Annotated in this window: 26 protein-coding genes; 15 read left to right on the top strand and 11 right to left on the bottom strand. The window is 68.4% G+C overall.

The features are described from left to right. Nucleotides 1–4: 4 nt before the first annotated feature. The 3 genes from RT97_RS14610 to RT97_RS14600 are packed head-to-tail and all read left to right on the top strand — an operon-like array spanning nucleotide 5 to nucleotide 2,804. Nucleotides 5–1,213 (top strand): CaiB/BaiF CoA transferase family protein, encoded by a 1,209-nt coding sequence (locus RT97_RS14610; RefSeq protein ID WP_042579512.1) that lies wholly within the window; start codon nucleotides 5–7, stop codon nucleotides 1,211–1,213. After that, nucleotides 1,210–2,055, top strand: a complete 846-nt coding sequence (locus tag RT97_RS14605; RefSeq protein ID WP_042579511.1) for an enoyl-CoA hydratase — start codon at nucleotides 1,210–1,212, stop codon at nucleotides 2,053–2,055. The genes RT97_RS14610 and RT97_RS14605 overlap by 4 nt, the downstream gene beginning before the upstream one ends. Before the next feature lie 2 nt (nucleotides 2,056–2,057). Further along, nucleotides 2,058–2,804 (top strand): enoyl-CoA hydratase/isomerase family protein, encoded by a 747-nt coding sequence (locus RT97_RS14600; RefSeq protein ID WP_042579510.1) that lies wholly within the window; start codon nucleotides 2,058–2,060, stop codon nucleotides 2,802–2,804. A 3-nt stretch (nucleotides 2,805–2,807) separates the two neighbouring features. Here RT97_RS14600 and RT97_RS14595 read toward each other — a convergent pair whose 3' ends face one another. Next, nucleotides 2,808–3,335 (bottom strand): hypothetical protein, encoded by a 528-nt coding sequence (locus RT97_RS14595; RefSeq protein WP_042579509.1) that lies wholly within the window; start codon nucleotides 3,333–3,335, stop codon nucleotides 2,808–2,810. Between the two features lie 128 nt (nucleotides 3,336–3,463). Between RT97_RS14595 and RT97_RS14590 the strand changes: the two genes are divergently transcribed. Continuing rightward, nucleotides 3,464–4,042, top strand: coding sequence for a DUF3299 domain-containing protein (locus tag RT97_RS14590; RefSeq protein WP_172672207.1), 579 nt, complete (start codon nucleotides 3,464–3,466; stop codon nucleotides 4,040–4,042). A 9-nt stretch (nucleotides 4,043–4,051) separates the two neighbouring features. Here the strand turns inward: RT97_RS14590 and RT97_RS14585 are convergent, their stop codons facing one another. From RT97_RS14585 to RT97_RS14570, 4 genes are all read right to left on the bottom strand, one after another. Beyond that, nucleotides 4,052–4,945: a LysR family transcriptional regulator gene (locus RT97_RS14585; protein WP_042579508.1), complete on the bottom strand. Its 894-nt coding sequence runs from the start codon at nucleotides 4,943–4,945 to the stop codon at nucleotides 4,052–4,054. A gap of 19 nt (nucleotides 4,946–4,964) precedes the next feature. After that, nucleotides 4,965–6,683 carry a SulP family inorganic anion transporter gene (locus tag RT97_RS14580; protein ID WP_042579507.1) on the bottom strand — a complete coding sequence of 573 codons (1,719 nt, stop codon included), beginning with the start codon at nucleotides 6,681–6,683 and terminating at the stop codon, nucleotides 4,965–4,967. Nucleotides 6,684–6,766: 83 nt separating this feature from the next. Further along, nucleotides 6,767–7,204 (bottom strand): DUF2501 domain-containing protein, encoded by a 438-nt coding sequence (locus tag RT97_RS14575; protein ID WP_042579555.1) that lies wholly within the window; start codon nucleotides 7,202–7,204, stop codon nucleotides 6,767–6,769. A gap of 81 nt (nucleotides 7,205–7,285) precedes the next feature. Further along, the gene (locus RT97_RS14570) at nucleotides 7,286–8,644 is read right to left on the bottom strand and encodes a M20/M25/M40 family metallo-hydrolase (RefSeq protein ID WP_042579506.1); all 1,359 of its coding nucleotides are present in this window, start codon (nucleotides 8,642–8,644) and stop codon (nucleotides 7,286–7,288) included. 129 nt (nucleotides 8,645–8,773) lie between these two features. Between RT97_RS14570 and RT97_RS14565 the strand changes: the two genes are divergently transcribed. Then, the gene (locus RT97_RS14565; protein ID WP_042579505.1) at nucleotides 8,774–9,679 is read left to right on the top strand and encodes a LysR substrate-binding domain-containing protein; all 906 of its coding nucleotides are present in this window, start codon (nucleotides 8,774–8,776) and stop codon (nucleotides 9,677–9,679) included. Here RT97_RS14565 and RT97_RS14560 read toward each other — a convergent pair. The 4 genes from RT97_RS14560 to RT97_RS14545 form a co-directional block, all read right to left on the bottom strand. Next, on the bottom strand, nucleotides 9,676–10,890 hold the full coding sequence (locus tag RT97_RS14560; protein WP_042579504.1) for a beta-ketoacyl-[acyl-carrier-protein] synthase family protein: 1,215 nt from the start codon (nucleotides 10,888–10,890) through the stop codon (nucleotides 9,676–9,678). The genes RT97_RS14565 and RT97_RS14560 overlap by 4 nt on opposite strands. Continuing rightward, nucleotides 10,887–11,129: an acyl carrier protein gene (locus tag RT97_RS14555; RefSeq protein ID WP_042579503.1), complete on the bottom strand. Its 243-nt coding sequence runs from the start codon at nucleotides 11,127–11,129 to the stop codon at nucleotides 10,887–10,889. Before RT97_RS14555 ends, RT97_RS14560 begins: the two co-directional genes overlap by 4 nt. Before the next feature lie 96 nt (nucleotides 11,130–11,225). Further along, nucleotides 11,226–11,936: a phosphatase PAP2 family protein gene (locus RT97_RS14550; protein ID WP_042579502.1), complete on the bottom strand. Its 711-nt coding sequence runs from the start codon at nucleotides 11,934–11,936 to the stop codon at nucleotides 11,226–11,228. Between the two features lie 94 nt (nucleotides 11,937–12,030). Then, nucleotides 12,031–12,882, bottom strand: coding sequence for an AraC family transcriptional regulator (locus tag RT97_RS14545; protein WP_042579501.1), 852 nt, complete (start codon nucleotides 12,880–12,882; stop codon nucleotides 12,031–12,033). A gap of 89 nt (nucleotides 12,883–12,971) precedes the next feature. Between RT97_RS14545 and RT97_RS14540 the strand changes: the two genes are divergently transcribed. Continuing rightward, a complete protein-coding gene (locus tag RT97_RS14540; protein ID WP_042579500.1) occupies nucleotides 12,972–14,231 on the top strand; it encodes an MFS transporter in 1,260 nt (419 codons plus the stop codon). 58 nt (nucleotides 14,232–14,289) lie between these two features. Further along, nucleotides 14,290–15,039, top strand: coding sequence for a sulfite exporter TauE/SafE family protein (locus RT97_RS14535; protein ID WP_042579499.1), 750 nt, complete (start codon nucleotides 14,290–14,292; stop codon nucleotides 15,037–15,039). A gap of 1 nt (nucleotide 15,040) precedes the next feature. On the opposite strand, the gene RT97_RS14530 is transcribed toward RT97_RS14535, so the two are convergent. Next, complete coding sequence (locus RT97_RS14530; RefSeq protein WP_042579498.1) at nucleotides 15,041–15,958, bottom strand: AEC family transporter; 918 nt, start codon at nucleotides 15,956–15,958, stop codon at nucleotides 15,041–15,043. A gap of 118 nt (nucleotides 15,959–16,076) precedes the next feature. Here RT97_RS14530 and RT97_RS14525 point away from each other — a divergent pair, with 118 nt between their 5' ends. Next, nucleotides 16,077–17,051 carry a tripartite tricarboxylate transporter substrate binding protein BugE gene (locus tag RT97_RS14525; RefSeq protein WP_042579497.1) on the top strand — a complete coding sequence of 325 codons (975 nt, stop codon included), beginning with the start codon at nucleotides 16,077–16,079 and terminating at the stop codon, nucleotides 17,049–17,051. Nucleotides 17,052–17,118: 67 nt separating this feature from the next. Further along, nucleotides 17,119–18,030 (top strand): site-specific tyrosine recombinase XerD, encoded by a 912-nt coding sequence (gene xerD, locus RT97_RS14520; RefSeq protein ID WP_042579496.1) that lies wholly within the window; start codon nucleotides 17,119–17,121, stop codon nucleotides 18,028–18,030. 12 nt (nucleotides 18,031–18,042) lie between these two features. On the opposite strand, the gene RT97_RS14515 is transcribed toward xerD, so the two are convergent. Next, entirely contained in the window at nucleotides 18,043–18,927 is an 885-nt protein-coding gene (locus tag RT97_RS14515; RefSeq protein WP_042579495.1) for a LysR substrate-binding domain-containing protein, read from the bottom strand. Nucleotides 18,928–19,179: 252 nt separating this feature from the next. On the opposite strand from RT97_RS14515, the gene phnD reads away from it, so the two are divergent. The 6 genes from phnD to phnY are packed head-to-tail and all read left to right on the top strand — an operon-like array spanning nucleotide 19,180 to nucleotide 25,524. Further along, on the top strand, nucleotides 19,180–20,043 hold the full coding sequence (phnD, locus tag RT97_RS14510) for a phosphonate ABC transporter substrate-binding protein (protein ID WP_052810665.1): 864 nt from the start codon (nucleotides 19,180–19,182) through the stop codon (nucleotides 20,041–20,043). Further along, on the top strand, nucleotides 20,040–20,873 hold the full coding sequence (gene phnC, locus RT97_RS14505; protein WP_042579494.1) for a phosphonate ABC transporter ATP-binding protein: 834 nt from the start codon (nucleotides 20,040–20,042) through the stop codon (nucleotides 20,871–20,873). Before phnD ends, phnC begins: the two co-directional genes overlap by 4 nt. Next, nucleotides 20,870–21,691 (top strand): phosphonate ABC transporter, permease protein PhnE, encoded by an 822-nt coding sequence (gene phnE, locus RT97_RS14500; protein WP_052810660.1) that lies wholly within the window; start codon nucleotides 20,870–20,872, stop codon nucleotides 21,689–21,691. Before phnC ends, phnE begins: the two co-directional genes overlap by 4 nt. Further along, a complete protein-coding gene (gene phnA / locus RT97_RS14495) occupies nucleotides 21,688–22,956 on the top strand; it encodes a phosphonoacetate hydrolase (RefSeq protein WP_042579493.1) in 1,269 nt (422 codons plus the stop codon). Before phnE ends, phnA begins: the two co-directional genes overlap by 4 nt. Before the next feature lie 10 nt (nucleotides 22,957–22,966). After that, nucleotides 22,967–24,070: an iron-containing alcohol dehydrogenase PsrA gene (gene psrA, locus RT97_RS14490; protein ID WP_042579492.1), complete on the top strand. Its 1,104-nt coding sequence runs from the start codon at nucleotides 22,967–22,969 to the stop codon at nucleotides 24,068–24,070. Then, nucleotides 24,067–25,524: a phosphonoacetaldehyde dehydrogenase gene (gene phnY / locus RT97_RS14485; protein WP_042579491.1), complete on the top strand. Its 1,458-nt coding sequence runs from the start codon at nucleotides 24,067–24,069 to the stop codon at nucleotides 25,522–25,524. The genes psrA and phnY overlap by 4 nt, the downstream gene beginning before the upstream one ends. Nucleotides 25,525–25,528 lie beyond the last annotated feature (4 nt).

The following is a 25,528-nucleotide window of genomic DNA, read 5'->3' as shown; positions in this document are numbered from 1 at the left end:
CGCCATGCCTGACACCGACATCGAGCCCACCGAATTCCCGCTGTCCCGCTACAAGGTGCTGGACCTGAGCATCGCCCGCGCGGGCCCCGTGGCCGTGCGCCTCCTGGCCGACTGGGGCGCGGACGTGACGCGCGTCGATCCGCCGCCCGCGCAGGACCGCGGCTCCGTCACCGGACGCCGCCGCGGCTCCGACGAGCAGAACCTGCACCGCAACAAGCGCAGCCTGTGCCTGGACCTGAAGTCGCCGCGCGGCGCCGAGGTGCTCGCGCGGCTGATCGCGCGCAGCGACGTGGTGGTGGAGAACTTCCGCGCCGACGTGAAGGAGCGCCTGGGCCTGACCTACGCGCAGCTGCAGCGCATCAACCCGCGCATCATCCTGGCGAGCATCTCGGGCTTCGGGCAGGACGGACCGTACAGCGACCGGCCCGGCGTCGACCAGATCGTGCAGGGCATGTGCGGGCTGAGTTCGGTCACCGGCGAGCCGGGGCGCGGGCCGGTGCGCGTGGGCATCGCCATCTCGGACACCACGGCCGGCATGTTCCTCGGGCAGGGCATCCTGCTCGCGCTGCTGCACCGCGAGCACACGGGTCAGGGGCAATGGGTGCACACCTCGCTGATCGAGAGCATGCTCAACAAGCTCGACTTCCAGGGCGCGCGCTACACGGTCGAGGGCGAGGTGGCGCAGCAGCAGGGCAACGCGCACCCCACGCTCGCACCCATGGGCACCTACCGCGCGCGCGACGGCATGGTCAACATCGCGGCAACCACGGCACGCATGTGGGCGGGCTTTTGCGAGGCGCTCGATGCGCGCTCGCTGCTGGCCAATCCCCACTACCAGGAGGCAGCCTCGCGGCTCGCGCACCGCGCGCAGCTGGACGCCGACATCGACGAGATCACCTCGCGCCTCGATACGGCGGAACTCGTGGCGCGGCTCAACCCCGCGGGTGTGCCGTGCGGGCCGATCTACGACATCGGGCAGGCCTTCGAGGATGCGCAGGTTCGGCATCTCGCGATGACGCGGCCCGCCCGGCACCCGGTGCTGGGCGACATCGCGCTGCTGCGCTCGCCCATCAACCTCTCGGCCGTGCCGCATCCCGTTCGCTTCCACCTGGCCGGCCCCGACCCCGGCGAACAGAGCGACGTGCTGCTGCAGGAACTGGGCTACGACGACAGCGCCATCGAGGCGATGCGCGCCGAAGGAGCCGTGGCATGAACGATCGCACGGCACCCATCGCGCCTGTCGCGTCCGACGCACGCCGCCTGCCGCTGTCGACCTCGAAGATCGTGGCCGAGGTCGAAGGCGGCGTGGGCTGGCTCACCTTCAACAACCCCGAGCGGCGCAACGCGGTATCGCTCGAGATGTGGCAGGGCCTCGCCGATGCGGCCGAAGCCTTCGAGGCCGATGCGCAGGTGCGCGTGGTCGTGATGCGCGGGGCCGGCGGCCAGTCGTTCGCGGCCGGCGCCGACATCTCGGAGTTCGAGCAGTTCCGTGCCAACGCCGAACAGAAGGAGGCCTACGGGAAGATCGCCGCGCGCGGGCAGCTCGGGCTCGTGCAGCTCACCAAGCCGCTGGTCGCGATGATCGAGGGCTTCTGCATCGGCGGCGGGCTTGCGCTGGCGCTCACGGCGGATGTGCGCATCGCCACCGCCGGCTCGCGCTTCGGCATTCCGGCGGCCAAGCTCGGGCTGGGCTACGAATACGCGGGCATCGCGGCGCTCGCACGGCTGGTGGGGCCGTCCGCGGCGAAGGACATCCTGTTCAGCGCGCGCTTTCTCGCGGCCGACGAGGCGTTGCGCATCGGCCTGGTGAACACGATCGCCGGCGAGGGCCAGTTGCTGCAGCAGGTGCGCGCCTATGCGCAGGGCATCGCGGGCAACGCGCCGCTCACGGTGCATGCGGCGAAGGCCGCGGTGCGCGCCTTCGAGCGCTACTCGGCCACGCCCGAGGCCGAGGCGATCGAGGTGCTGGTCAATCGTTGCTTCGACAGCGAGGATTACCGCGAGGGACGCCGCGCCTTCATGGACAAGCGCATACCGGTTTTCAAAGGACGCTGAGCATGGGCATTCCCGAACTGACGATCGACGGCGCGGTCGCGCGCATCACGCTGCGCCGCCCCGGGCAGGCCAACCGGCTCGAGCCCGACGACCTCGCGGCCATCGACGCATACATCGAGGAAGTGAATGCGAAACCCGAGGTGCTGGTGCTCGTGCTGCAGGCCGAGGGCAAGTATTTCAGCAGCGGCTACGACATCGGGCGCATCGGCGCAGCACGCGACGTGGCGTTCGACGAGGTGGTGAATGCGATCGAAGACGCCCGCCCCGTCACGCTCGCCCTGATGCAGGGCAGCGTCTACGGCGGCGCCACCGATTTCGCGCTTGCCTGCGATTTCCGGCTCGGCGTGCCGGGCATGGACATGTTCATGCCGGCCGCGCGGCTCGGGCTGCACTTCTACCGGCGCGGGCTGGAGCGCTACGTCACGCGGCTGGGGCTGGACAACGCGAAGCGGTTGTTCCTCACGGCCGAGCGCATCGATGCGCAGGAACTCAAGGCGATCGGCTTCCTCACGCACCTGGTGCCCGCGGCCGAGCTGGCGGCGGCGGGGCAGCGCCTGGCCGCAACCCTCGCGGGCATGGCGCCGATTCCGCTCGTCGGCATGAAGAAGCACCTGAACCACATCGCGCGCGGCACGCTCGATGCAGAGGCGCTGCAGCGCGACATGGCCCGTGCGGCCGGTTCCGCCGACCTGCGCGAAGGCCAGCGCGCATGGGCCGAGAAGCGCCCGCCGCGCTTTACCGGCACCTGAGGTTCAGGCGCCGGTGGTCGCCGCCAGCGGGTTCGCGCCGGCAGTGCCGCGCAGCCGCCGCACCTGCAGCGCCACGCCGATCAGGTACAGCACGAACAGCACGCCGGTGATCGCCTTGAGCTCGGGCGCCTCGGCATCCTTCAGCAGCGGCGCGCCCAGCGGGAGCCGCGTCAGCGTCTCGGTGAAGGCCGGTATCCAGTGGAAGAGAAAGCTTGCCGAATAGGCGATGGCTTCGATGTAGCGCGAGTGCTTTCCAAGGCGCCCCCGGCCGGCCAGCGCACCTGCCGCAAGCGCAAGCAGCGTCACGATGCCCAGCACATGCGGCTTTCCGAAGCCGCCGTGCTGGAAGATGCCGAAGCCGGTGAGGCAGGTGAGCACCGTGGTCCAGACGAAGACCTGGCCCCAGCCGGTGCGCAGGGTGATTTCCTTGTAGCGCAGCAGGGCGACGATCCCCGCGAAGACGGCGATCAGGCTGATCGCGGTGTGAACAATACCCAGGGACGTGAGTCCCAGCCATCCAGTAGCTGCCATGCGGATCTCCTCGTTGTCGTGGTGCGGCATTCTGGCGCGGCGGCCGGAATTTGTGCCATTTGCCTGAAAAAGGGGCAACTCGCCCCCGCGTTATGGGTCTGAAACATCTTCCAAGCACAATTGACGCCATGACAGCCTTCTTCTCGCGCGCCCTGACGGCGCTGTTCCTGTCGCTCGCAGCCCTCGGGCTCGCCGGCTGCGGGCCCGGCTCCGCGACCGCCGGAGGTGCGAACGTCTCTGCGGCGCCGGAACTCAAGTGGGACGAGCTCATCCCCAAGAGCTGGGACCCCACCAAGCGCTACCGCAACATCAGCCTGGAGGCCCTGCGCGACAACGACCCGCGCGCCATCCAGATGCTCGACGAGATGCGCGCCGTCTGGGACAACGCGCCGGTCAACGTGGCGCTCGACGGCACCGCGGCCAAGCTCTCGGGCTTCGTCGTCCCGCTGGACAACACGCAGGACGGCATCCGCGAATTCCTCCTCGTGCCGTATTTCGGCGCCTGCATCCACACCCCGCCCCCGCCCGCCAACCAGATCGTGCACGTGATCGCCGACCAGGCCTTCAAGGGCCTGCACGCGATGGACACGGTCAAGGTCAGCGGCATCCTGAAGGCCGCGCGCTATGCGTCGGCGGACATGGGCGTGAGCGGGTACGAGATCAAGTCGGCGGCGGTGGAGCGCTTCGTGCCGGCCCAGCCGAAGTGAGCGTTTCGCTCAAGTCATGCGCTGCGTGAGGAAATCCAAGAACGAAGTGATCCGCGCCGACAGCTGCGTGTTGCGGTAGTACACCGCATTCACCGGCTGGCGCACGTCCACCGTTTCCTTGGCCAGCACCTGCACCAGCGCGCCGCTCGCGCGGTCGGCGGCGGTCATGAAATCCGCCAGGCACACGATGCCCGCGCCGGCCAGCGCGAGCTGGCGCAGCGTTTCGCCGCTCGATGCGGCGAGCGTGGGCGCGATGGGCCATTCGTCGCCGTGGATGCCGTTCTCTCCGCGCAGCGGCCAGCGGTTGAGCGATTCGGGTTGGGTAAAACCCAGCAGCGCGTGATCGGCCAGATCCGTCACCTTGCGCGGCTTGCCGTGCGCCTCCAGGTACGCCGGGCTTGCGAGCACCCGCAGGCGGTGCGTGCCGAGCGGCCGCGCGTGCAGCGTGGAGTCGCGCAGCGGGCCGATGCGGATCGCGATGTCGGTGCGGCGCTCCAGCAAGTCGATGGGCAGGTCGTCGGTGTCCAGTTCCAGGCTGATCTGCGGGTAGAGCTTCCGGAACTCGGGCACCAGCGGCACGATGGCGTGCAGCATGAAGGGCGAGGCGGCGTTCACGCGCAGCCGGCCGGCCGGTTGTTCGCGGCGCGCGGCCATCTGCTCCTCGGCATCGTCGATGGCATCGAGGATCGCGCGGGTACGCTGCAGGAAGGCGGCGCCTTCCTCGGTGAGTTCCAGGCGCCGCGTGGTGCGGCGCAGGAGCGTGGTGTCCAGCTTCTGCTCGAGCCGGCTGAGCGCGCGGCTGATGCCCGAGACCGTGTGGCCGAGCTGCTCGGCGGCGGCGGTGATCGAGCCGGCGTCCACCACCGTCCGAAACGCGACGAGTTCTTCGATGGTGGTCTTCATGGGGCCGGTGCCTCTGTCGTCAGCCTGCGGTCTCGGCCTCGATGGGCACTTCGATGCGCGGCATCAGCGCCGCGAGCGCCTCGCCATCGGTGCGGTAGCTGAAGAGCATCGGCCCCGGCGCGAGCAGGCCCGCGCGTTCGAGCACCTGCATGGCGGGCAGCTTCATGCCGCTCAGGTGCAGGCGCACGCCCTTGGATTCCATCATCCTGCGGATCGAGCCGAACACCTCGGCACCGGTGATGTCGATGCGGTTGATGGGCTGCGCGAAGAGGCACACGTCGGTGAGGTCGGGGCGCTCGGCCAGCGCCACGGTGAGCGCGCGTTCCAGCGTGGAGGCCGAGGCGAAGTCGAGTTCGGCGTCCATGCGCAGCGCATAGAGCTGCGGCGCGAGCGGCGGCAGCTTCCAGAGGTTGCGGTCGCGCAGGCTCCCGTCCGGGTGCAGGCCCACCTCGATGATGCGCGGATGCAGGTGGCGGTACATGTAGTGCGCCATGCTCGCGAGCAGGCCGCCGAGCACGCCCCAGTAGATGCTGGGCGCGGTCGCGATGGTCAGCACGAAGGTGCCGAAGGCGATGCCCGCCTCGATGCGCGAGACGCGCCACAGTGCCGTGAAGCTCGCGGGCTTCACTAGCCCGAGGATGGCCGTGACCACCACGGCCGCCAGCACCGCCTGCGGCACGTGATAGAGCAGCGGCATCAGCCACAGCAGTGCACCGGCCACGACCACCACGCTGAAGAGCGTCGCCCAGCCGGTCTGCGCGCCTGCATAGAGCGTGATGGCCGAGCGCGAGAACGACGAGCTGGTCGGGAACGCGCCGGTGAAGCCCGAGGCCAGCTTGGCCAGGCCCTGGCCGATCAGGTCCTGGTTTTCGTTCCACAGCGTGCCGGCGCGCGCGTTGTCGACCTTGGCGCTGGAGGCGGTCTCCAGGAAGCTCACCAGCGTGATCATCAAGGCGGGCAGCACCAGTGCGCTGAACGTGCCCAGGGGGAGCAGGCCGGGCCAGTAGAAAGAGGGCAGCCCCGAGGGAAGGCTGCCGACCACCGCGCCGCCGCGCAGCGCGTAGTTGATGCCCCAGCTGATGGCCGCGGCGCCGGCCACCAGCGCCATCGTGGTCGGAAAGCGCGGCATGAATCGCTTGCCCAGCCACAGCACCGCGATGCTGCCGAGGCCGAAGGCGATCGCCACTAGGTCGGGCAGCGGCCCGCCCTGCAGCACCTGCGGAATGGTGCGACCGGTGAAGCCCAGCAGCGACGGCAACTGCGAGATCGCGATCAGCACCGCCGCGCCTTGCGTGAAGCCGATCAGCACCGGCGAATTGACCAGCCGCAGCAACCAGCCGAAGCGCCCCGCGCCCAGCACGATCTGGATGGTGCCGGACATCAGCGTGAGCCACACCGCCATCGCCACCCACTCGGCGCTGCCCGCCACGGCGAGCGGCGCGAGCGAGGCGCCGACCAAAAGGCTGGTGAGCGCCGTGGGCCCGACCGACAGCCGCTGCGACGAGCTGAACATCACCGCGATCAAGGCAGGGAACAGCGCCGCGTACACGCCGGTCACGAGCGGCATGCCGGCGAGCGCCGCATAGGCCACGCCTTGCGGAATGACCATCAGCGCCACGGTGATGCCGGCCATCGCCTCGCTGCGCAGCAGCGCCCCGGAAGGGCGGGGCCATGCGAGACAAGGAACCCAGCGCGCGAGGCGCTGGCGCAGGGACGTGGGGGAGGCAGCCGGGGTCATGGAGTCGTTACGCGCGCACGGGGAGAAACAAGCAAGCACATGCGCGGTGCGCCGCGCGGAGGCCATGCGAAGGCGCTGTCAGGTCAGATCAGCGAAGTGGCGTTCTTCAGGACGTAGTCGCAGGCCTTTTCCTTCACCTTCGACGACAGGATCTTCATGTTGAGCGTCTGGCCGTCGCCGCCCTTCAACAAGCCTTTCGCGCCGCTTTCGAAGTTCTTTTCCTGCTGCTTCTGGCCGGTGATCTTGGCCAGCAGCTTGTCTTTGACCGAGGCCGCATCGCCGCCGAGGTAGTTGTTCTTCACGCAGTACTGCAGCACGCCGGCGGCGCTGCCGATGGTGCTGGAGCCGATTGCGGGCATCTTGAAGCCGAGGTTGCCGAGGCCGGAGCTGGAGGAATTGCCGCCTTGCGAACTGGCGGCAGCGCCGGCCCTTTCCTTCAGTTGGTCGAGCAGGTCGTTGGCCTGCGCCGAGGCGCCTGCGGCGAGCAGGGCGATGGCAATGAGTGTGGAGCGGGCATGCATGATGGTCTCCTTGGCGAGCATGGATGGAAGCGCCCACCAGCATACCGGAGTGTCCCGGGCAGGGTGCCCCGCGGTGCCCGCCTAGTTCTTGCGCGGCGCTCGCTTTTCCAGCAGCGGTGCGCTGGTGCCCTGCACGCCCACGAGGCCGAGCACCGTGACCAGCGAGTTCTGCGCGCCCTTCCAGCCGTCGGTCACATCGATCCACTCCGACAGCGCATGGAAGCCGCCCGTCTTGCCGCCGGCGCCGACAATGATGGCCGGGATGCCCAGCGACATCGGCACGTTGGCATCGGTGCTCGCGCCCGTCAGCAGGGTCTTGTGTCCGAAGGCGCTGTTCGCGCGCGTGGCCGCTTCGACGATCACCGTGTCCGATTGCGTGCGGCCGCCCGGCCGGTCGCCGATGAGCTTGCGGCTCACGCTCAGGGTCGTCACGTTCCAGCGCTTGTTCTCCTCCTCGACAGCTTCGTCGATGGCCGCGAGGATCTTCTTCTCGGTCTCCAGCAGCGGCGCCATTTCGTCGGAGCGGATGTCGATGGCCATGCGTGCGTCCGGCGCGATGGTGTTGACCGACGTGCCGCCGCCCACGGTGCCGACGGTGAAGGTTGTCTTGGGGAAAGTCGGCGTGCGCACCTCGGCGATCTTGGCGATCGCACGGCCCATGCCGTGGATGGCGCTCGGCACCTGGCCGAAGGCGCCGAAGCTGTGGCCGCCCGGGCCCTTGAAGGTGACCTCGTGGCGGTGGCTGCCCGTGCCCAGCATCAGCACCGTGCCGTCGGGTGCGGGCTCGAGGCCGACCATGCCGTCGATGTCGAGGTGGTCTCGAAAGATCGCCTTGATGCCGCGCAGGTTGCCGAGCTCTTCCTCGCCGACGTTGCCGACGATCAGGAGGTCGCCCACGGTCTGGATCTTGTTGTCGTTGAGCACCTTGAGCCACGACAGCAGCACGGCGAGGCCGCGTGTGTCGTCGGAGATACCGGGAGCGTACAGCTTGCCGTCGCGCTCCTTCACCTTCACGTCGGTGCCGGCGGGAAACACCGTATCGAGGTGCGCGGAAATCAGCAGCTTCGGGCCGTTGCCCGTGCCCTTGCGCAGGCCGACGACATTGCCTTCGGCATCGATCTTCGCGTCCGCCAGGCCCAGCGCCTTCATGCGCGCGAGGAAGGCCTCGGCGCGCTTTTGCTCCTTGAAGGGGGGCGCTTCGATCTCGGTGAGCATCTTCAGGTCTTCGACCGAGCGCTCGTGGTCGGCCTTGACCGCGTCGAGCAGTTTCTGGATCGCGGGCGCCGCCATCAGCTGGGTGTAGGCCTTGTCGATCTCGGGGCGCACCTGCGCGGGCGTGGCAGCGACGGCGGCGTTCTGCGCCTGGGCGAGCGCGGCGGTGCAGGCCAGGGCCAGGGCGAGGGCGATCGGGGCAAGGCGGAATGTCGCAGGGCGGGGCATGGCGGTGGGTTGTCCTTGAAGGTGAAGAGAGCGCGGCCGGCGCGGCGCCGTCAGCAATTCTTATGGTCGAGCCAGCGGCCTGCTCTGGTTTAATCTTTGGCGTTGTCAGTTTTTCTTACGAACACCGCCATGCGCCGCCATATTCCGAGCACCCGAGCGCTGCTGATCTTCGATGCGGTCGCGCGCCACCATGGCGTGGGCAAGGCAGCCGAAGAGCTGTGCCTCACGCACAGCGCGGTGAGCCAGCAGCTGCGGCTGCTCGAAGCGCAGATCGGCGTGCGGCTGGTGCAGCGCACCGCGCGCGGCACCGAGCTCACCGACGCCGGGCGCCGCTACCACGGCCAGATCGCGGGCGACCTGATGCGGCTGCAGAACCACACGCTCGAAGCCATGGCGCAGCGCGTCGACGGTCTGCGGTTGATCGTGGGCGCGGTGCCGGTGCTGGCCGAGGGCTGGCTCACGCCGCTGCTGCCGCAGTTCATCGCGCAGAACCCGGGCTGCAGCCTGCACCTGCAGGTGTTTCCGACCGACCTCTACATGGCCGACATGCCGTTCGACGTGGGCGTGCAGTACGACGACGCAGTGTGGCCCGGCGCCGATGCGCGGCCGCTGATGGGCGAGTTCTGCGTGGCGGTGTGCGCTCCGCGCGCGAAGGGCCGGGCCGCCATGGCGCGCGGCGACTTTCGCGCCGCGCCGCTGCTCCAGCTGCGCACGCGCATGGGCGCGTGGGAAGAATGGTTCGCGCAGACCCCGCACGCGCGGCCGCCCGAGAACCTGGTCGCGGGGCATCGCTTCGATCTCTTTTCTTCGCTCGTCGCGGCGGTGCGTGCCGATCTCGGCGTGGGGCTGGTGCCGGCGTACTACGTGGAGCGCGAGCTGCGCTCGGGCGAACTGCTGCTCGCGTGTGCGCACCGGGCGCCGTCGAGCCGCGGCTACAGCGTGTTCATGGCACCCAACCGCACGGCCGATCCGCTGGCGGAGGCGTTCGTGGAATGGGTTTGCGAGGCGGGTGCCGCGTCGCAGCCGGCGGCTTAATCGGCGCGTCGGAAAAGCAGCACCGAATTCGTGCCGCCGAAGGCGAAGGAGTTGCTCATGGCGGCCTCGAGCGCCGGTGCGGCGCTGTCGTCCTGCGCGACGAGGTTCATCTGGCAGGCCGGATCGATCTCGCCGCAGTTCGCATTGGGCGGCAACTGCCGCCGGTGCAGCGCGAGCACCGTGATGAGCGCTTCGATGGAACCCGCCGCGCCAAGCATGTGGCCGTGCAGCGCCTTGGTGGAGCTCACGCGCAGGCCCTCGAAATGGTCGCCCCACACCTCGGCCAGCGCATTGCGCTCGACCACGTCGCCGATGCGCGTGGCGGTGCCGTGCGCATTGCAGTAGCCCACGTCGCGCGGCTGCAGGCCGGCCTGCCGCAGCGCCTGGCGCAGCGCGCGCGCTTGGCCCGGTGCGTCGGGCTTGGTGAGGTGGGTGGCATCGCTGCTCAAGCCCCAGCCGGCCAGCGTGGCGTAGCTGCGGGCGCCGCGGCGGCGCGCGCGCTCGGCGGATTCGAGCACCAGGAAGGCCGCGCCTTCGCCCAGTGCGAAGCCGCTGCGGTCGCTCGCGAACGGCCGCACCGCGCCGGCCGCCTCGCCGGGCTGGAAGGTGGCCAGCGTCTGCATCGCCTGCCAGGCCAGCACGACGCCCGGCACGATCAGCGCCTCGCTGCCGCCGGCAATGGCGATGTCGACCTCGCCGCGCTGGATGGCCTTGGCCGCTTCGGCGATGGCGACCGACGACGACGCGCAGGCGACGGAGTAGGTGAGCACCGGGCCGAGCACGCCGTTGCGCATCGCCACGTGGGCCGCGGGCGCGTTGGGCATGAAAGCCGGAATGGTGAGTGGCGACACGCGCCCGTTGCCGCGGTAGGCCGCCTCGAGCGCCGCTGCACCGCCCATGCCGCAGCCGGCGTACACGCCGACGCGTTCCAGGTCGACATCTGCCAGCGGCAGGTTCGCATCGTGCAGCGCGAGATCGGCCGCGGCCACGGCGAGCTGGCTCACGCGGTCGACGCCGGCCAGCTGCAGCTTGGTGAACCAGCGCGTCTCGTCGAAGGCCACCGTCGCGGCGGCGGCCGGCTTGGGCAATTCGGGAAAGACGGGCTGGATGGCCGAGCGGGCCTGCAGCAGCGCATCGAACAGCGCGCCGGGCTCGTCGCCGTGGGGCGCCAGGACGCCCAGCCCGGTGACGGCAACCTCGTGGTGGTTCACGCGACCTTCGCGGCCCGAACCTTGTCGACCAGCTGCGCGAGCTCGGCCAGGGTGTCGATGCTCGCGTCCTCGTCGGGCATGGTGATGCCGAAGTGGTCTTCGATGGCAAAGAGGAATTCGGCCAGCGCCAGCGAATCGAGACCGCCGGTTTCGCGCATCGAGGCGTGGGGGTCGAGCTTGGACGGTTCGATGCCGTACTTCTCGTGAATCAGGTCCTGCAATTCCTTCAGCGAACTCATCGTGCGATGCCTGTCGTCTTGTGCCGCCGTCGATCGATGGCAATCCTTGCGGGGCGTGCCATGGGGTCGATCCCTTCCTCGCTCGGCCTGTGTTGGTCAGTGATGGCCAATGATATCCGCTCCGACCGGAGGGGAATCCTCTCGCAAACGCTTGCCCGGGCGCCAGCGCAGCGAGGGCCAGGCGAACGCCATGCCCAGCAGCGCGCCCGCCACCACGTCCAGCACCACGTGCTGCTTGACCGCCAGCGTCGAGTAGGCAATGGCGGCGAACCATGTCCAGTTGATGACGCGCAGCACGACGGGCGCGCCGGCCTGCCGCAGCAGGTGCTCGACCCAGAGCGCGGTGAAGATCGCCACGGCCACGTGCATCGACGGACAGGCGTTGCCCGCCGCGTCCACGCCCTGCAGCATTGCGAAGCCGGGGTAGCCCGAGGCGTCGATGGGCAGCGGCGGGATCTGCGTCGGCCACAAATAGAAGAGTGCCAGGCCCGTGAGGCACAGCCCGCCGATCCACAACCCGTAGACCACCAGCTCCCGGAAGGTGAGCTGCAGCCCCGGCGCGACGCCCACGTAGACCCAGAGCGAAAGGTAGGCGCCCAGCGTGTAGGGCTGGAACGGAATCAGGTGGTCCAGCGCCGTGAGCGGCATCACCGCGACCGGGAAGGAGGGGTTCCTCAGCAGGTGGAAGTAGCCGATGAAGAACAGCCAGGTGAAGACCGTGGTCCCGACCGCCTTCAGCAGGAAATGGCGGCGAATGCGCAGGCCGATGTCGGCGGTCCAGGTCTGCGGTCGGGGAGGCGATGACATGGGCGGTTCGAGGGGAGGTCCGTGGTTTTTCGGGCCCGCCGATCTTGCCAGAGGGTCGTGAAGCCCCCGGGCGCCGAACGGTTGGGGCGGCAGTTCAGGCAGGAACGGCCGACCGCTTCTTGTGCTGGAACGAGGTCGGCGAGCGCCCCGTGGCTGCCTTGAACATCGCGCAGAACGCGCTGTCGGTGGCATAGCCGCTGGCGGCCGCCACCTGGCTCACCGCCATGCCGCGCGCGAGCAGCGGCAGCGCATGCGCCATCACCGCCTGCTGGCGCCATTGCTGCCAGCTCATGCCCAGCTGGTCGCGAAAAAGCCGCGCCACCGTGCGCTCGCTCGCGCCGATAGTGGCCGCGCGCTCGGCCAGCGTGGAGCGGTCGGCGGGGTTGCGCAGCAGCGCCTCGCACAGCTGGCGCAGCCGCTTGTCGGTGGGCAGCGGCACGTCGATGCGGATCTGCGTGGCGCGTTCGATCTCGTCGACCAGGAGCGGCGCGATCATGCGTTCGCGCTGCGGCGCCTGGGGATCGGTGGGCGGCAGGCCGTCGGGCGTGGTGTCCAGCGCGAGCATCAGGGCGCGCATCAGCGGGCTGATCTCGAGCACCTCGCATTTCTCCCAGGCCGGCGCGAGCCAGGCGTGCAGGTAGATGGTGCGCAGCTCGGCGTCCTCGATGAGCATGATGCTGTGCGGCATGTTCGCCGGCACCCAGAGCGCGCGCGAGGGCGGCACGATGTAGCTGCCGTCCTCGGTGCTCAGGCGGATCACGCCCCGAGTGGAGAAGGTCAGTTGCGGCCACGGATGCTGGTGCAGCTCGACGAAGGTGTCGGCGCTCAGGAAGTGCTCCTTGGCGCGCAGCGGGCGCACCGCGTCCGGCGCATAGAGGTGCGGCGTGAGCGAGGCGACGCTGGTGACCGGGGAGGGTTGGAAAACGGTGGAGGAGGCGCGTGGCATGGTTTCGACAAATGTTGTCGCCGTATCGCCATTCTGCCGCGCCCCGGGGGCATAGCATCGGGGCCTGCCCCGGTTTTTTGTAGCAATCCATGTCTTCCCACGCGTCCACCACACCCCCTTCGTCCCCCGCCAACTCCTTGGGCTCCGACGCGAAGCTCATCGGCCTCGTCGGCCTGGCGCACGCGATCAGCCACTTCAGCCAGCTCATCCTGGCGCCGCTGTTTCCCTGGCTCAAGGACGCGTTCAACGTGAGCTACACCGAGCTGGGCGCAGTGCTCACGGTGTTCTTCGTGGTCTCGTGCATCGTGCAGGCGGCCTCGGGCTTCATCGTCGACAAGATGGGCCCGCGCCCGGTGCTGTTCGTGGGCCTTGGCGCGCTCGGGCTGGCCGCCTTCGGCTACGCGATGGCGCAGAGCTACTGGATGCTGCTGGTGTGCGCCGTGGTCGGCGGCATCGGCAACGGCGTATTCCACCCGGTCGACTACACGCTCTTCAACCGCAAGGTCGCGCCCACGCGACTGGGCCACGCCTACAGCGTGCACGGCATCACCGGCAGCCTGGGCTGGGCGCTCGCGCCGGCGTTCGTGGTGCCGATCGCCATCGCGTTCTCGTGGCGCGTGGCGCTGGCCTCGGCCGGCGTGCTGGCCATCGTGGTGCTGCTGGTCCTGTGGGTCTACCGCAGCGTGCTGTCGCTCGACGTTGCGGCCGTGCACAAGGCCACGGGGCAGGGCGAGCCGGCGCCGATCGGCGGCGAGTTCGACTTCCTGCGCATCCCGGCCGTGTGGATGTGCTTCGGTTTCTTCTTCTTCTATGCCGCGGTGATCAGCGTGGTGCAGACCTTCGCGCCGGTGGCAGCGGGCCATCTGCACGCAGTGCCGGTGGCGCTGGTGGCGGTGTGCCTCACGGTCTACATGGTGGCAAGCGCTGCCGGCATGGTGGTGGGCGGCTTCCTTGCGTCCGATCCGTCGCGCTGCGAACGCATCGTGGGTGCGGGCTTCGGCATCGCGGCCGCGCTCGCGCTGGTGCTGGCCTTCGCGCAGTTCCCGCCGATCCTCGTGCCGGTGCTGTTCGGCGCGATGGGCTTCGTCTCTGGCGTGGCCGGGCCGTCGCGCGACCTGCTGGTCAAGCGCTCGACCCCGCCGAACGCCACCGGCCGCGTCTACGGCGTGGTGTACGCGGGGCTCGACATCGGCCAGGCGCTCGCGCCGCTGGTGTTCGGCCGCCTGATGGACCACGGCCAGTACACGAGCGTGATCGTCGGCCTCGCGCTGGTGCAGGGCGTGTTGATCGCAAGCGCGTTCAACGTGACGCGCGTGCGCCGCACGGCACTGGTGCCGGCCTCGGCCTGACGTTTGCGGGAGCGTCCGCCGAGGCGGGCGCAATGCGGCGACTTCTATCATCGGCCGCATGCAAGCCTTGTATGTCCATGTGATCGTCGGCGCCGTGCTGGCGGGTTTCGTGCAGGGCCTGTCGGGCTTTGCATTCGGGCTGGTCGCGATGTCGGTCTGGGCCTGGACCCTGGAGCCGCAGCTGGCCGCGGTGCTCGCACTCTTCGGCGCGCTGACGGGGCAGGTGATCGCAGCCGTCACCGTGCGCCGATCCTTCGACAAATCCTTGCTGTGGCCGTTCGTGCTCGGCGGCCTCGTCGGCGTGCCGTTCGGCGTGTGGCTGCTGCCGCACCTCGATCTCGTGGTCTTCAAGGTGTGCCTGGGTGCGCTGCTGGTGCTGTGGTGCCCGGCGATGCTGATGTCGCAGCACCTGCCGAAGATCACCTTCGGCGGCCGCGTGGCCGATGGCATCGTCGGCGCCATCGGCGGGGCGATGGCGGGCATCGGAGGCTTCTCGGGAACGATCCCGACGCTCTGGTGCACATTGCGCGGCTTCCAGCGCGACACGCAACGCGCGGTGATCCAGAACTTCAATCTCTCGATGCTGATCGTGGCGTTCGCGATTCACCTGTCCAGCGGGAGCATCGCGGCGTCGATGGTGCCGCTGCTGGGGCTGGTGGCGGTCGCCGTCGCCGTGCCGGTGCTGCTCGGCGCACGGCTCTACATCGGGATCAGCGAGGTGGCGTTTCGCAAGCTCGTGCTCGGCCTGTTGACGTTGTCGGGCGTGGCGATGCTGGCCTCGGCGGTGCCAGCGCTGCTGCAGCGCTGAGTCATCGCGGCAAGGCCAGTGCGAACGGCAGGCTCGCCACCCCCAGCACCGTCGACAGCGTCACCAGCCCCGCCACATACGGCCCGTTGTAGCCCATGCGCGCCGCGAGCACATAGGCGCTCGACGCCGTCGGCACGGCAGAGAACGCCATCAGCACCGACGCCTGCACGCCATCGAGACGTAATGCGCGCGCCAGGCCCCATGCGACCAGCGGAAGGATCAGGTGCCGTATCGCCAGCACCGACACCGCCAGCACCTTGCCGCGCCCGAGCGTCGCGAACTGCATGCCCGCGCCCGCGGCCAGGAGGCCGAGCGCGAGCGATGCGGCGCCGATGCGGGTGAGCGTGGGCGTGAGCCAGTTCGGTACCGTGAGGCCCAGCACGTTCGCGAGCAGCCCCGCGACCGTCGCGACGATGAGCGGGTTGCGCACCAGTTGCCGCACGAAGCCGGTCTGCGCGTGGCGCGTCATCGGCCACACGGCCGCGATGTTGAACATCGGCACGCACACGCCGATCAGCACCGCGATGAGCAAGAGGCCCTCGGGGCCCGCGAGCCGGTCGGCCAGCGCGAGGCAAATGAAGGAGTTGAAGCGGAATGCGACCTGCGCGCTCGCGGCATGGTCGCGCCGGTCGATGTGCGGGCCGATGCCCGGCACGTAGGGCAGGGCGTAGGCCAGCGCGATGCCGCACAGGCCGATGCCCACGCCCGCGGTCAGCAGGCTCGAGGTGGCGGCGAAGTCGAGCGGGCTGCGCACGATCGAATGGAACAGCAGCACCGGAAATAGAAAGTAGTAGACCAGGCTCTCGACCTGGTCCCACACGCGGCGGTCCAGGGCGGTGTAGCGGCACAGGAGCCAGCCTATGGCGATGAGGGAGAAGTCGGGGAAGAGCAGCTGCGCGTAGTTCACCGTTTCGAGCATAAACCGCACGGACCATGGGTAATCCAGAGCATGAGGTGCACGCCGGAGCCGCTAGCATCCGGGCTTCGCTTTTTTCGACATCCGCCAGGCGGAGTCAGTCAAATCAAGGAGTTATTCGATGCAACGTCGTCAATGGAGCGCCCTGATGGGGGCAGTCGCCCTGGCCGCAGTCGCGGGCCAGAGCTTTGCACAGGGCTATCCCAACAAGCCTGTCGAACTGAGCGTGCCGTTCGCTCCGGGCGGCACGACGGACATCGTGGCTCGCGTGATCTCCGATCCGCTGGGCAAGATCCTGGGCCAGCCGGTGGTGGTGATCAACCGCGCCGGTGGCGGCGGCATCGTCGGCGCGGCCGAAACCGCACGCGCGGCGCCCGACGGCTACAAGCTGGGCGTGGCCACCGTCTCGAGCACGGCCGCCAATCCGGCCATCAACCCGAAGACGCCGTACGACCCGATCAACGACTTCACGCCGATCACCAACATCGCGGCCACGCCGAACATCATCGCGGTGAACCCGAGCTTCCCGGCCAAGAACTACGCCGAGTTCGTCGCCGAGCTGAAGAAGAACCCCGGCAAGTACTCGTACGCCTCGTCGGGCACCGGCGGCATCGGCCACCTGCTGATGGAGCTCTACAAGAGCCTGACCAACACCTTCGTCACGCACATCCCCTACCGCGGCGCGGGCCCGGCGCTCAACGACGTGGTGGCCGGCCAGGTGCCGATCATGTTCGACAACATCCCCTCGGCCATGCCCTTCATCACGAGCGGCCGGCTGATTCCGATCGTGGTGTCGGCGCCCCAGCGCCTGGCTGCGCTGCCGAACGTGCCGACCTTCAAGGAAGTGGGCCTGGAGCCGGTGAACCGCATGGCCTACTACGGCATCCTCGGCCCCAAGGGCCTGCCCAAGGACGTGGTCGACAAGGTCGCCGCCGGCGTGAAGAAGGCGGTGGAAGATCCGGCCGTGAAGAAGCGCATCGAAGACACCGGCTCGCTGATCGTGGCCAACACGCCCGAGCAGTTCTCGGCGCAGATCAAGGCCGAGTACGAGGTCTACAAGCAGGTCGTGAAGAAGCAGAACCTGAAGCTCGACTGATCTGCTCCTGCCCCACGAAAGCCGCCCGCGCTCCGGGCGGCTTTTTCTTTTTGTTATCTTGCACCGCATGACCGAGGCCGCCGCCGCACCCACCCCCGAGATCGACGAGTTCATCGATGCCCTCTGGCTCGAAGACGGCCTCTCGAAGAACACGCTGGCCGCCTACCGCCGCGACCTCGCACTGTTTTCCCAGTGGCTGGGCAAGCAACGCAGCGGCGTCGCGCTGAATGCAGCAGGGGAGTCCGACGTGCAGGCCTACATGGGCGTGCGTCTCTCGACCAAGGGCAAGGCCACCTCGGCCAACCGGCGGCTCACCGTGTTCAAGCGCTACTACCGCTGGGCGCTGCGCGAGCGCCGCATCGCGGCGGACCCGACGATCCGGCTCGCACCCGCGCGGCAGATGCCGCGTGCCATCAAGACGCTGTCGGAAAAACAGGTCGACGACCTCCTGGCCGCACCCGACGTCGAGACGCCGCTGGGCCTGCGCGACCGCGCGATGCTCGAGGTGATGTATGCGAGCGGCCTGCGCGTGAGCGAACTGGTGGCGCTCAAGGTCATCGACATGAGCCTCAACGACGGCGTGCTGCGCGTGCTGGGCAAGGGCAACAAGGAGCGCCTCGTGCCCTTCGGCGGCGAGGCGCGGCGCTGGATCGAGCGTTATCTGGATGAGTCGCGTCCCGCGATCCTCGATGGCCAGCAGACGCCCGACCTCTTCGTGACCGCACGCGGCGCCGGCATGACGCGCGTGATGTTCTGGATCATCGTGAAGAAGCAGGCCGCGGCGGCGGGCATCCATGTGCCGCTGTCGCCGCACACGCTGCGGCACGCCTTCGCCACGCATCTGTTGAACCACGGCGTGGACTTGCGCGCGGTGCAGCTGCTGCTGGGCCATGCCGACATCTCGACGACCACCATCTACACGCACGTGGCGCGCGAGCGGCTGAAGCAACTGCACGCGGCGCACCATCCGCGCGGCTGAACGCGCGGTCGTTCAGGCCTTGCGCTTGCGGGCCTCGATGGCCGGCACCAGCGTGTCGAAGAAGGCGCTCACCATGCGCATCTCGCGCCGCTCGGCCAGGCACAGCACGTGCGCGTACGTGAAGATCTCGGTGTCGCTGAATCCGACCATGCGCAGGTCGGGGCTCGGCACGAACTCCACGCTCGACACCGCCGCGATGCCCAGGCCCTGCGCCACGGCTTCGCGGATCACCTCGCGGCTGCTGATCTCCATGACCACATCGACCTCGACCTTCGCCTTGGCGAGCGCCAGTTCGAGCGCCTTGCGCGTGGTCGATCCTTCTTCCCGCATGATGAGCCGTTCGCCCTGCAGCTCCGCGAGCCGGATGTTGCGCCGCCGCGCGAAGCGGTGGGTCGACGGCACGAACATCACGACCGGGTGCTGGCTGAAGGGCACCGAGAGAAAGCGGTCGTCGCGCACGATCTGCGCGAGCACGCCGACGTCGGCGCTGTAGTCCACCAGGCTGTCGAGCACGTCCTGCGAATTCCCGGTGCTCACCGTCACCTTCACGCCGGGGTAGCGCAGGCTGAAGTCGACCAGCATCTTGGTCACGTGGTACGGCCCCACGGCCGCCACGCGCAGGTGGCCGGTGCGCAGCGTGCCGGCATCGCCGAGCAGCGCGACCGCATCGCCTTCGAGACTGAAGATCTGCTGGGCGAGCTGCATCAGTTGCTCGCCGATTTCAGTGAGCTGCACGCGCCGGCCGCGCCGGTGGAAGAGTTCGACCTGGTAGGCCTCCTCGAGAAACCGCACCTGCGTGGTGATGGTGGGCTGGCTCACGTGCAGGTGGTCGGCCGCCTTGGTGAAGCTGCCCTCGCGGGCCACGGCATAGAAGGAACGCAACTGCGTGAGGCGCATGGGGAAGACCCTTTGAATCTATAGGTTCAGTATATAGATCATCGAAAAAAATTGAATTTGTTCGATACATGCCTCGGTGATTTACTTCGCTTCAAGACGGACCAGGCAGCCACAGACATACGCCGGACGTCCCGAAATCCTCTCGTTGTCATGACCACGACACGAAGCACTGGAAGACTCGGAACGGGCGCTTTTGCCCTTCGAAACCACCAGGAGGAATTCATGCAACACAGACCACTGGAGACAACCATGATGAAGCGCAGAAAGTTGCTGTTCGGCACTGCCGCCGTCACAGCGTCCGCCTTCGTGCCGATGGCACGGGCACAGCAGGTTCTCACTGTCGGGCTGATTCCTTCCGAGGATTCGCGCGCCATGATCGCCAACAGCCAGGCCATGATGGACATGCTGTCCAAGGCCCTCGGATTCGCGGTCAAGCCCTTCGTGGCGGCCGACTACAACGGCGTGATCGAGGCGCTGCGTTCCAAGCGTCTGGACGTGGCCTACCTCGGCCCGTTCTCGTACGTGCTGGGCGCGACCGTCGCCGACATCGAGGCCTTCGCGGTCGCCGAAACCAAGAAGGCCGGACGCACCTTCTACTACAGCCAGATCGTCACGCACAAGGACACCGGCATCAAGACGGTGAACGACCTCAAGGGCAAGACCTTCGCGTTCGTCGATCCGAGCTCGACCTCGGGCCACCTGTTCCCCAAGGCCGGGCTGATGAAGCTGGGCTTCGCCACCGACAAGGACTTCGGCCGCGTGATCTTCTCGGGCTCGCACGACTCGAGCGCAATCGCGGTGCAGAACAAGAAGGTGGACGCCGCGGCCATTGCCGACCGCATTCTCGATGCCGCCGTTTCCAAAGGTCTCGTCAAGCGCGAGGACCTGGTCGAGGTGTGGAAGTCGGACCCGATCCCCGAGTCGCCCACTGTGTGGCGCAAGGACCTGCCCGCGGACCTGAAGACCCGCGTGCAGGCCGCCTTCCTGCAGGTGAAGAACATCCCCTGGTCCGACCAGGGCGAGCTCAACGGTTTCCACCCGACCAACGACGCGGCCTACAACATCATCCGCGACACGGCCAAGGTGCTGAACCTCGACCTGAGGAAGATGAAATGATCGAGATCCGGGGCCTGTGCAAGCGCTACGGCGACTTCACCGCGCTGCACCGTGTCGACCTCACGGTCGCCAAGGGTGAGTTCGTCGTCATCCTCGGCGCGTCGGGTGCGGGCAAGTCCACCCTGCTTCGCTGCATCAACCACCTTGCCGAGCCGAGCGAGGGCGAGATCCACGTGGACGGCGAGCGCTCGCGCGGCGACCGCGCCGGCCTTCGCAAGGTGCGCCGCGACGTGGCGATGATCTTCCAGCACTACAACGTGGTGCCGCGCCTGTCGGTGCTCAAGAACGTGCTGACCGGGCGGCTCGGCTCGATGCCCGCCATCGCCTCGTGGTTCCAGATCTTTCCCGCCAAGGACATCGCCATCGCCCGCGAATGCCTGCGCCGCGTGGAGCTCGACCACAAGGCGGACCTGCGCACCGACACGCTCTCGGGCGGCCAGAAGCAGCGCGTGGGCATCGCCCGTGCGCTGGCGCAGCAGCCCAAGGTGATCCTGGCCGACGAGCCCGTCGCGAGCCTCGACCCGAAGACCTCGCGCAAGGTGCTCAACTACCTGAAGCAGGCCAGCAGCGAAGCGGGCATCACCGTCATCTGCAACCTGCACCAGGTGGACTACGCCCGTGAATTCGCGCAGCGCGTGATCGGCGTCGCTGCAGGCCGCGTGGTGTTCGAAGGCCGGCCCGACGAACTGACCGAGGAAGTGCTGCAACGCATCTACCCGGGCGGCCTCGAAGACGGTCCGATCGAGCCACCGGCACCCGTCGCATCGCCTGCAGCCACGCCCGTGGCCACCGCACGCCCCGCCCAGCAACTCGCCCTGGAGCAATCATGATCGCCATCGGACGCTACAACCTGCTGGTCGCCAAGAGCGGCGGAAACCCGGGCTGGTGGAAGTACGCCCTTGCCGGACTGGCCCTGCTGTCCGTCATGTGGTGGGCGGCCATCGGCAGCCAGGTCAGCTTCAGCGAACTGGCCAAGGGCATGCCGTGGATCGCCGACTTCCTCGGCCGCATGCTGCCGCCCAACTGGGAGTTCATGCAGCGCCTCGTGAAGCCCGCCATCGAGACGGTGCAGATCGCGCTCTGGGGCACGCTGCTGTCGGTGATTCTCGCGGTGCCCCTGTGCTTCTTCGCGGCGCGCAACATCTCGCCGAACATCGCGGTGTTCCATGCGATGCGGCAGGTGCTGAACATCACGCGCGGCATCAACGAGATCATCCTCGCGCTGATCTTCGTGGCGGCCGTGGGCCTCGGGCCGTTCCCCGGCGTGCTGGCCCTGGCGCTGCATGGCGCGGGCATGCTCGGCAAGTTCTTCGCCGAGTCGATCGAGGAGATCGACCAGGGCCCGCTCGAGGCGCTGCGCGCCACCGGTGCGGGACCGATCCAGACCATCATCTTCGGCGTGATCCCGCAGGTGGTGACCGCGTGGATCGGCGTCATCGTCTATCGCTTCGAGACCAACCTGCGCCAGGCCACGGTGCTGGGCATGGTGGGCGCGGGCGGCATCGGCTTCGAACTGGTGGGGAGCATGAAGCTCTTCCAGTACCAGGACACCGCGACCTGCATCCTGGTGATCGTCGTCATGGTGATGACGGCCGACTACCTGTCGACCAAGTTGCGCGCATGGATTCAACAAGGAGCGCATCAATGACAGACACGCCGGCCCTTTCGGGCATCTCGGTGAACGGCCGCAGCTACAGGTCGCCTTCGCAGCCCGTCGTCGTGGTGTGCGTCGATGGCTGCGAGCCCGACTACATCACGCAGGCGATCCAGGCCGGCGTCGCGCCCTTCCTGAAGAAGATGCTGGCCGCGGGCGGCTCGGGCACCTCGTTGGTGGGCGACTGCGTGGTGCCCAGCTTCACGAACCCGAACAACCTCTCGATCGTGACCGGCGCGCCGCCCTCGGTGCATGGCATCTGCGGCAACTACTTCCTCGATACGGCGCAAGGCAAGGAAGTGATGATGAACGACCCCGCCTACCTTCGCGCCGAGACGCTGCTGGCGGTGTTCTCCAAGGCCGGCGCGAAGGTCGCGGTGGTCACCGCCAAGGACAAGCTGCGCACGCTCCTGGGTCACCGCATGGAAGGCATCTGCTTCTCGGCGGAGAAAGCCGACCAGGCGACGCGCGCGAACGGCGGCATCGACGACGTGCTGGCGCTGGTCGGCAAGCCCGTGCCCTCGGTCTACAGCGCGGACCTGAGCGAGTTCGTGTTCGCGGCCGGCGTGAAGCTGTTGGAGGCCGAGCGGCCCGACCTCATGTACCTCTCGACAACCGACTACGTGCAGCACAAGTGCGCGCCCGGCACGGCCGGCGCCAACGACTTCTACGCCATGATGGACGGCTACCTCGCGCAGCTCGACGCGCTGGGCGCGACCATCGCGCTCACCGCCGACCACGGCATGAGCCCCAAGACCGATGCGGCCGGCAACCCGCGCATCGTGTTCCTGCAGGAAGTGCTCGACGCGCGCCTCGGTGCGGGGCGCGGCCGGGTGATCCTGCCGATCACCGATCCATACGTCGTGCATCACGGCGCGCTCGGTTCGTTCGCGACCGTCTATCTCGAAGCGGGTGTCGATGCGACCGCGCTGGTCGAGGCGCTGCAGGCCACCGACGGCATCGAGCAGGTGCTCACACGCGAAGAGGCCGCGCAGCGTTTCGAGCTGCCGCCCGACCGCATCGGCGATCTCGTGGTGGTGTCGGACCACCTCGCCGTGATCGGCACGCGCGCCTCGGAGCACGACCTGAGCGGCCTCACGGTGCCGCTGCGCTCGCACGGCGGGCTTTCCGAGCAGAAGGTGCCGCTGCTGTTCAACCGGAAGCTGCAGGGGCTCGATCCGAAGCGGCGATTGCGCAACTTCGACATCTTCGACCTGGCACTGAACCACGCAATCCCCGCGGCACCCGCCGCTACCTGACGAGACATCCATGAGCGCCAACTATCACAACCCCGTACAGAGCGTGTACGGGGCAGGGGTCCTGTCGTCCCTGCCGAAACTGCTCGACGGCCGCCGCGCTGCGCTGGTGACCTTTCCGGAGGCCCGCGCCATCGGCCTGCTCGGCCGGCTGGAGTCGGTGCTGCAGGGCGCATTGGCCTGCACCATCGACCAGACACGGCCTAACCCGGACGTCGCCGAACTGGCAGGTCTCTACGAGTGGTTCTGGCAGAAGCATGCGGATGTGGAGGTGCTCATCGCGGTCGGCGGCGGCAGCGCCATCGACACCGCGAAGGCGCTCATGGTGGCGAACGATGCGGCGAGTTTTGCCGATCTCGTGGCGGGCCTTGCCGGCGAGCGGCCCTTCGTGCCCACGCGCAGCAAGATGCTGATCGCCGTGCCCACGACAGCCGGCACCGGCAGCGAGGTCACGCCATGGGCCACGGTATGGGACCGCGGGCGGCAGAAGAAGTATTCGCTGCACCTGCCAGAGACCTGGCCGCGCTATGCGGTGGTCGATCCGGAGCTGATGTTGTCGTTGCCCGCGGCCGTCACGCTGCAGAGCGGGCTCGATGCGCTGTCGCATGCGCTCGAAGCCATTTGGAACGTGAATGCGAACCCGCTGTCCGACACCTTCGCCGTCTCGGCCGTGCGCGACACGCTCCAGGTGCTGCCGCAGCTGATGGGCCAGCTCGACAACGTGGAGCTGCGGGGCCGCATGGCGCTCGCCGCGCTCAAGGCCGGCATGGCGTTCTCCAACACCAAGACGGCGCTCGCGCATTCGATCTCCTACGAGATGACCTTGCGCTACGGCCTGCCGCACGGCATCGCCTGCTCGTTCCTCTTGCCGATGGTGCTGGAGCGCGCCATCGGCCGGCGCGCCGACCGCGATGCGGTGCTGCGCGAAGCGCTCGGCATGCCGCTCGCAGAGGCGCCGCAGCAACTGGCGGCCTTCATCGAATCGCTGGGCGTGAAGACCCGCTTCGCCGACTACGGCGTGGGCGACGACGAAGCCCGCGAGATGCTGCTCCACGCCCAAGGCGGTGCGCGCGGCAAGAACTTCATCGGCAACGATCTCGCGGAGAACCAGGCATGAGCCTTTCGACACCCCACCGGGACAGCGCCGCCTTTCGCGCCGAGTCCCTGCGCATCGGCGGCGAGCGCGTGCGGCGCGAGCGCACGCTCGATGTGTTCAACCCCTACACCAACGAGCGCGTGGGCACCGTGCCGCTGGCCTCGGTGGATGACGTGCGCGAAGCCTTTCGCATCGGCCACGCCTACCGCTCGACGCTGTCGCGCTACGAGCGCGCGAGCATCCTGCAGCGGGCCTGCGCGCTGCTGCGCGAACGCGCCGACGAAGGCGCCGCGATCATCACGATGGAGTCGGGCCTGTGCCGCAAGGACGCGCTGTACGAAATCGGCCGCGTCGCCGACGTGCTGACCTTCGGCGCGACCGAGGCGCTGCGCGACGACGGGCAGGTGTTCTCGTGCGACCTCACGGCGCACGGCAAGAAGCGCAAGGTCATCACGCTGCGCGAGCCGCTCCTGGGCGTGATCACCGCGATCACGCCGTTCAACCACCCGATGAACCAGGTCGCGCACAAGGTGGTGCCAAGCATCGCGACCAACAACCGCATGGTGCTCAAGCCCTCCGAGAAAGTGCCGCTCTCGGCCTTCTACCTGGCCGACATCCTCTATGAGGCGGGGCTGCCGCCCGAGATGTTCCAGGTGGTGACGGGCGACCCGCGCGAGATCGCCGACGAGCTCATCACCAATGCGCAGGTGGACCTGGTCACCTTCACCGGCGGCGTGGCCATCGGCAAGTACATCGCCGCGAAGGCGGGCTACCGGCGCATCGTGCTGGAGCTGGGCGGCAACGATCCGCTGATCGTGATGGAAGACGCCGACCTCGACCGCGCCTCCGACCTCGCGGTGCAGGGCTCGTACAAGAACTCGGGCCAGCGCTGCACGGCAGTGAAGCGGATGCTGGTGCACAAGGATGTGGCGAGCGAGTTCACCGAGCGCGTGGTCGAGAAGACCAGGCGCTGGAAGCATGGCGACCCCGCGGACGCCGGCAACGACATGGGCACGGTGATCGACGAAGCCGCTGCCCGCCGCTTCGAACTGCTGGTGGAGGAGGCGGTGGCGCAGGGCGCGCGGCTGCTCGTGGGCAACCGGCGCGAGGGCGCGCTCTATTCGCCGACCGTGCTCGACAACGTGCGCCCCGAGATGACGGTGGTGCGCGAGGAAACCTTCGGCCCGGTCTCGCCGATCATCCGCTTCGGCAGCATCGACGAGGCGATCGCCATCTCGAACGGCACGGCCTACGGTTTGTCGTCGGGCATCTGCACCGACCGTATGGACTACGCGACGCGCTTCGCCAACGAACTGAAGGTGGGCACGGTGAACGTGTGGGAGGTGCCGGGTTACCGCATCGAACTCACGCCGTTCGGCGGCATCAAGGACTCGGGGCTGGGCTACAAGGAAGGGGTGCAGGAGGCGATCAAGTCGTTCACCAACGGCAAGACCTTCACGATGCCCTGGGGCTGAGCCA

This window comes from Variovorax paradoxus (assembly GCF_000834655.1).
Classification (GTDB): Bacteria; Pseudomonadota; Gammaproteobacteria; order Burkholderiales; family Burkholderiaceae_C; genus Variovorax; species Variovorax paradoxus_F.
This window is presented reverse-complemented; position numbering and strand designations above follow the sequence as displayed.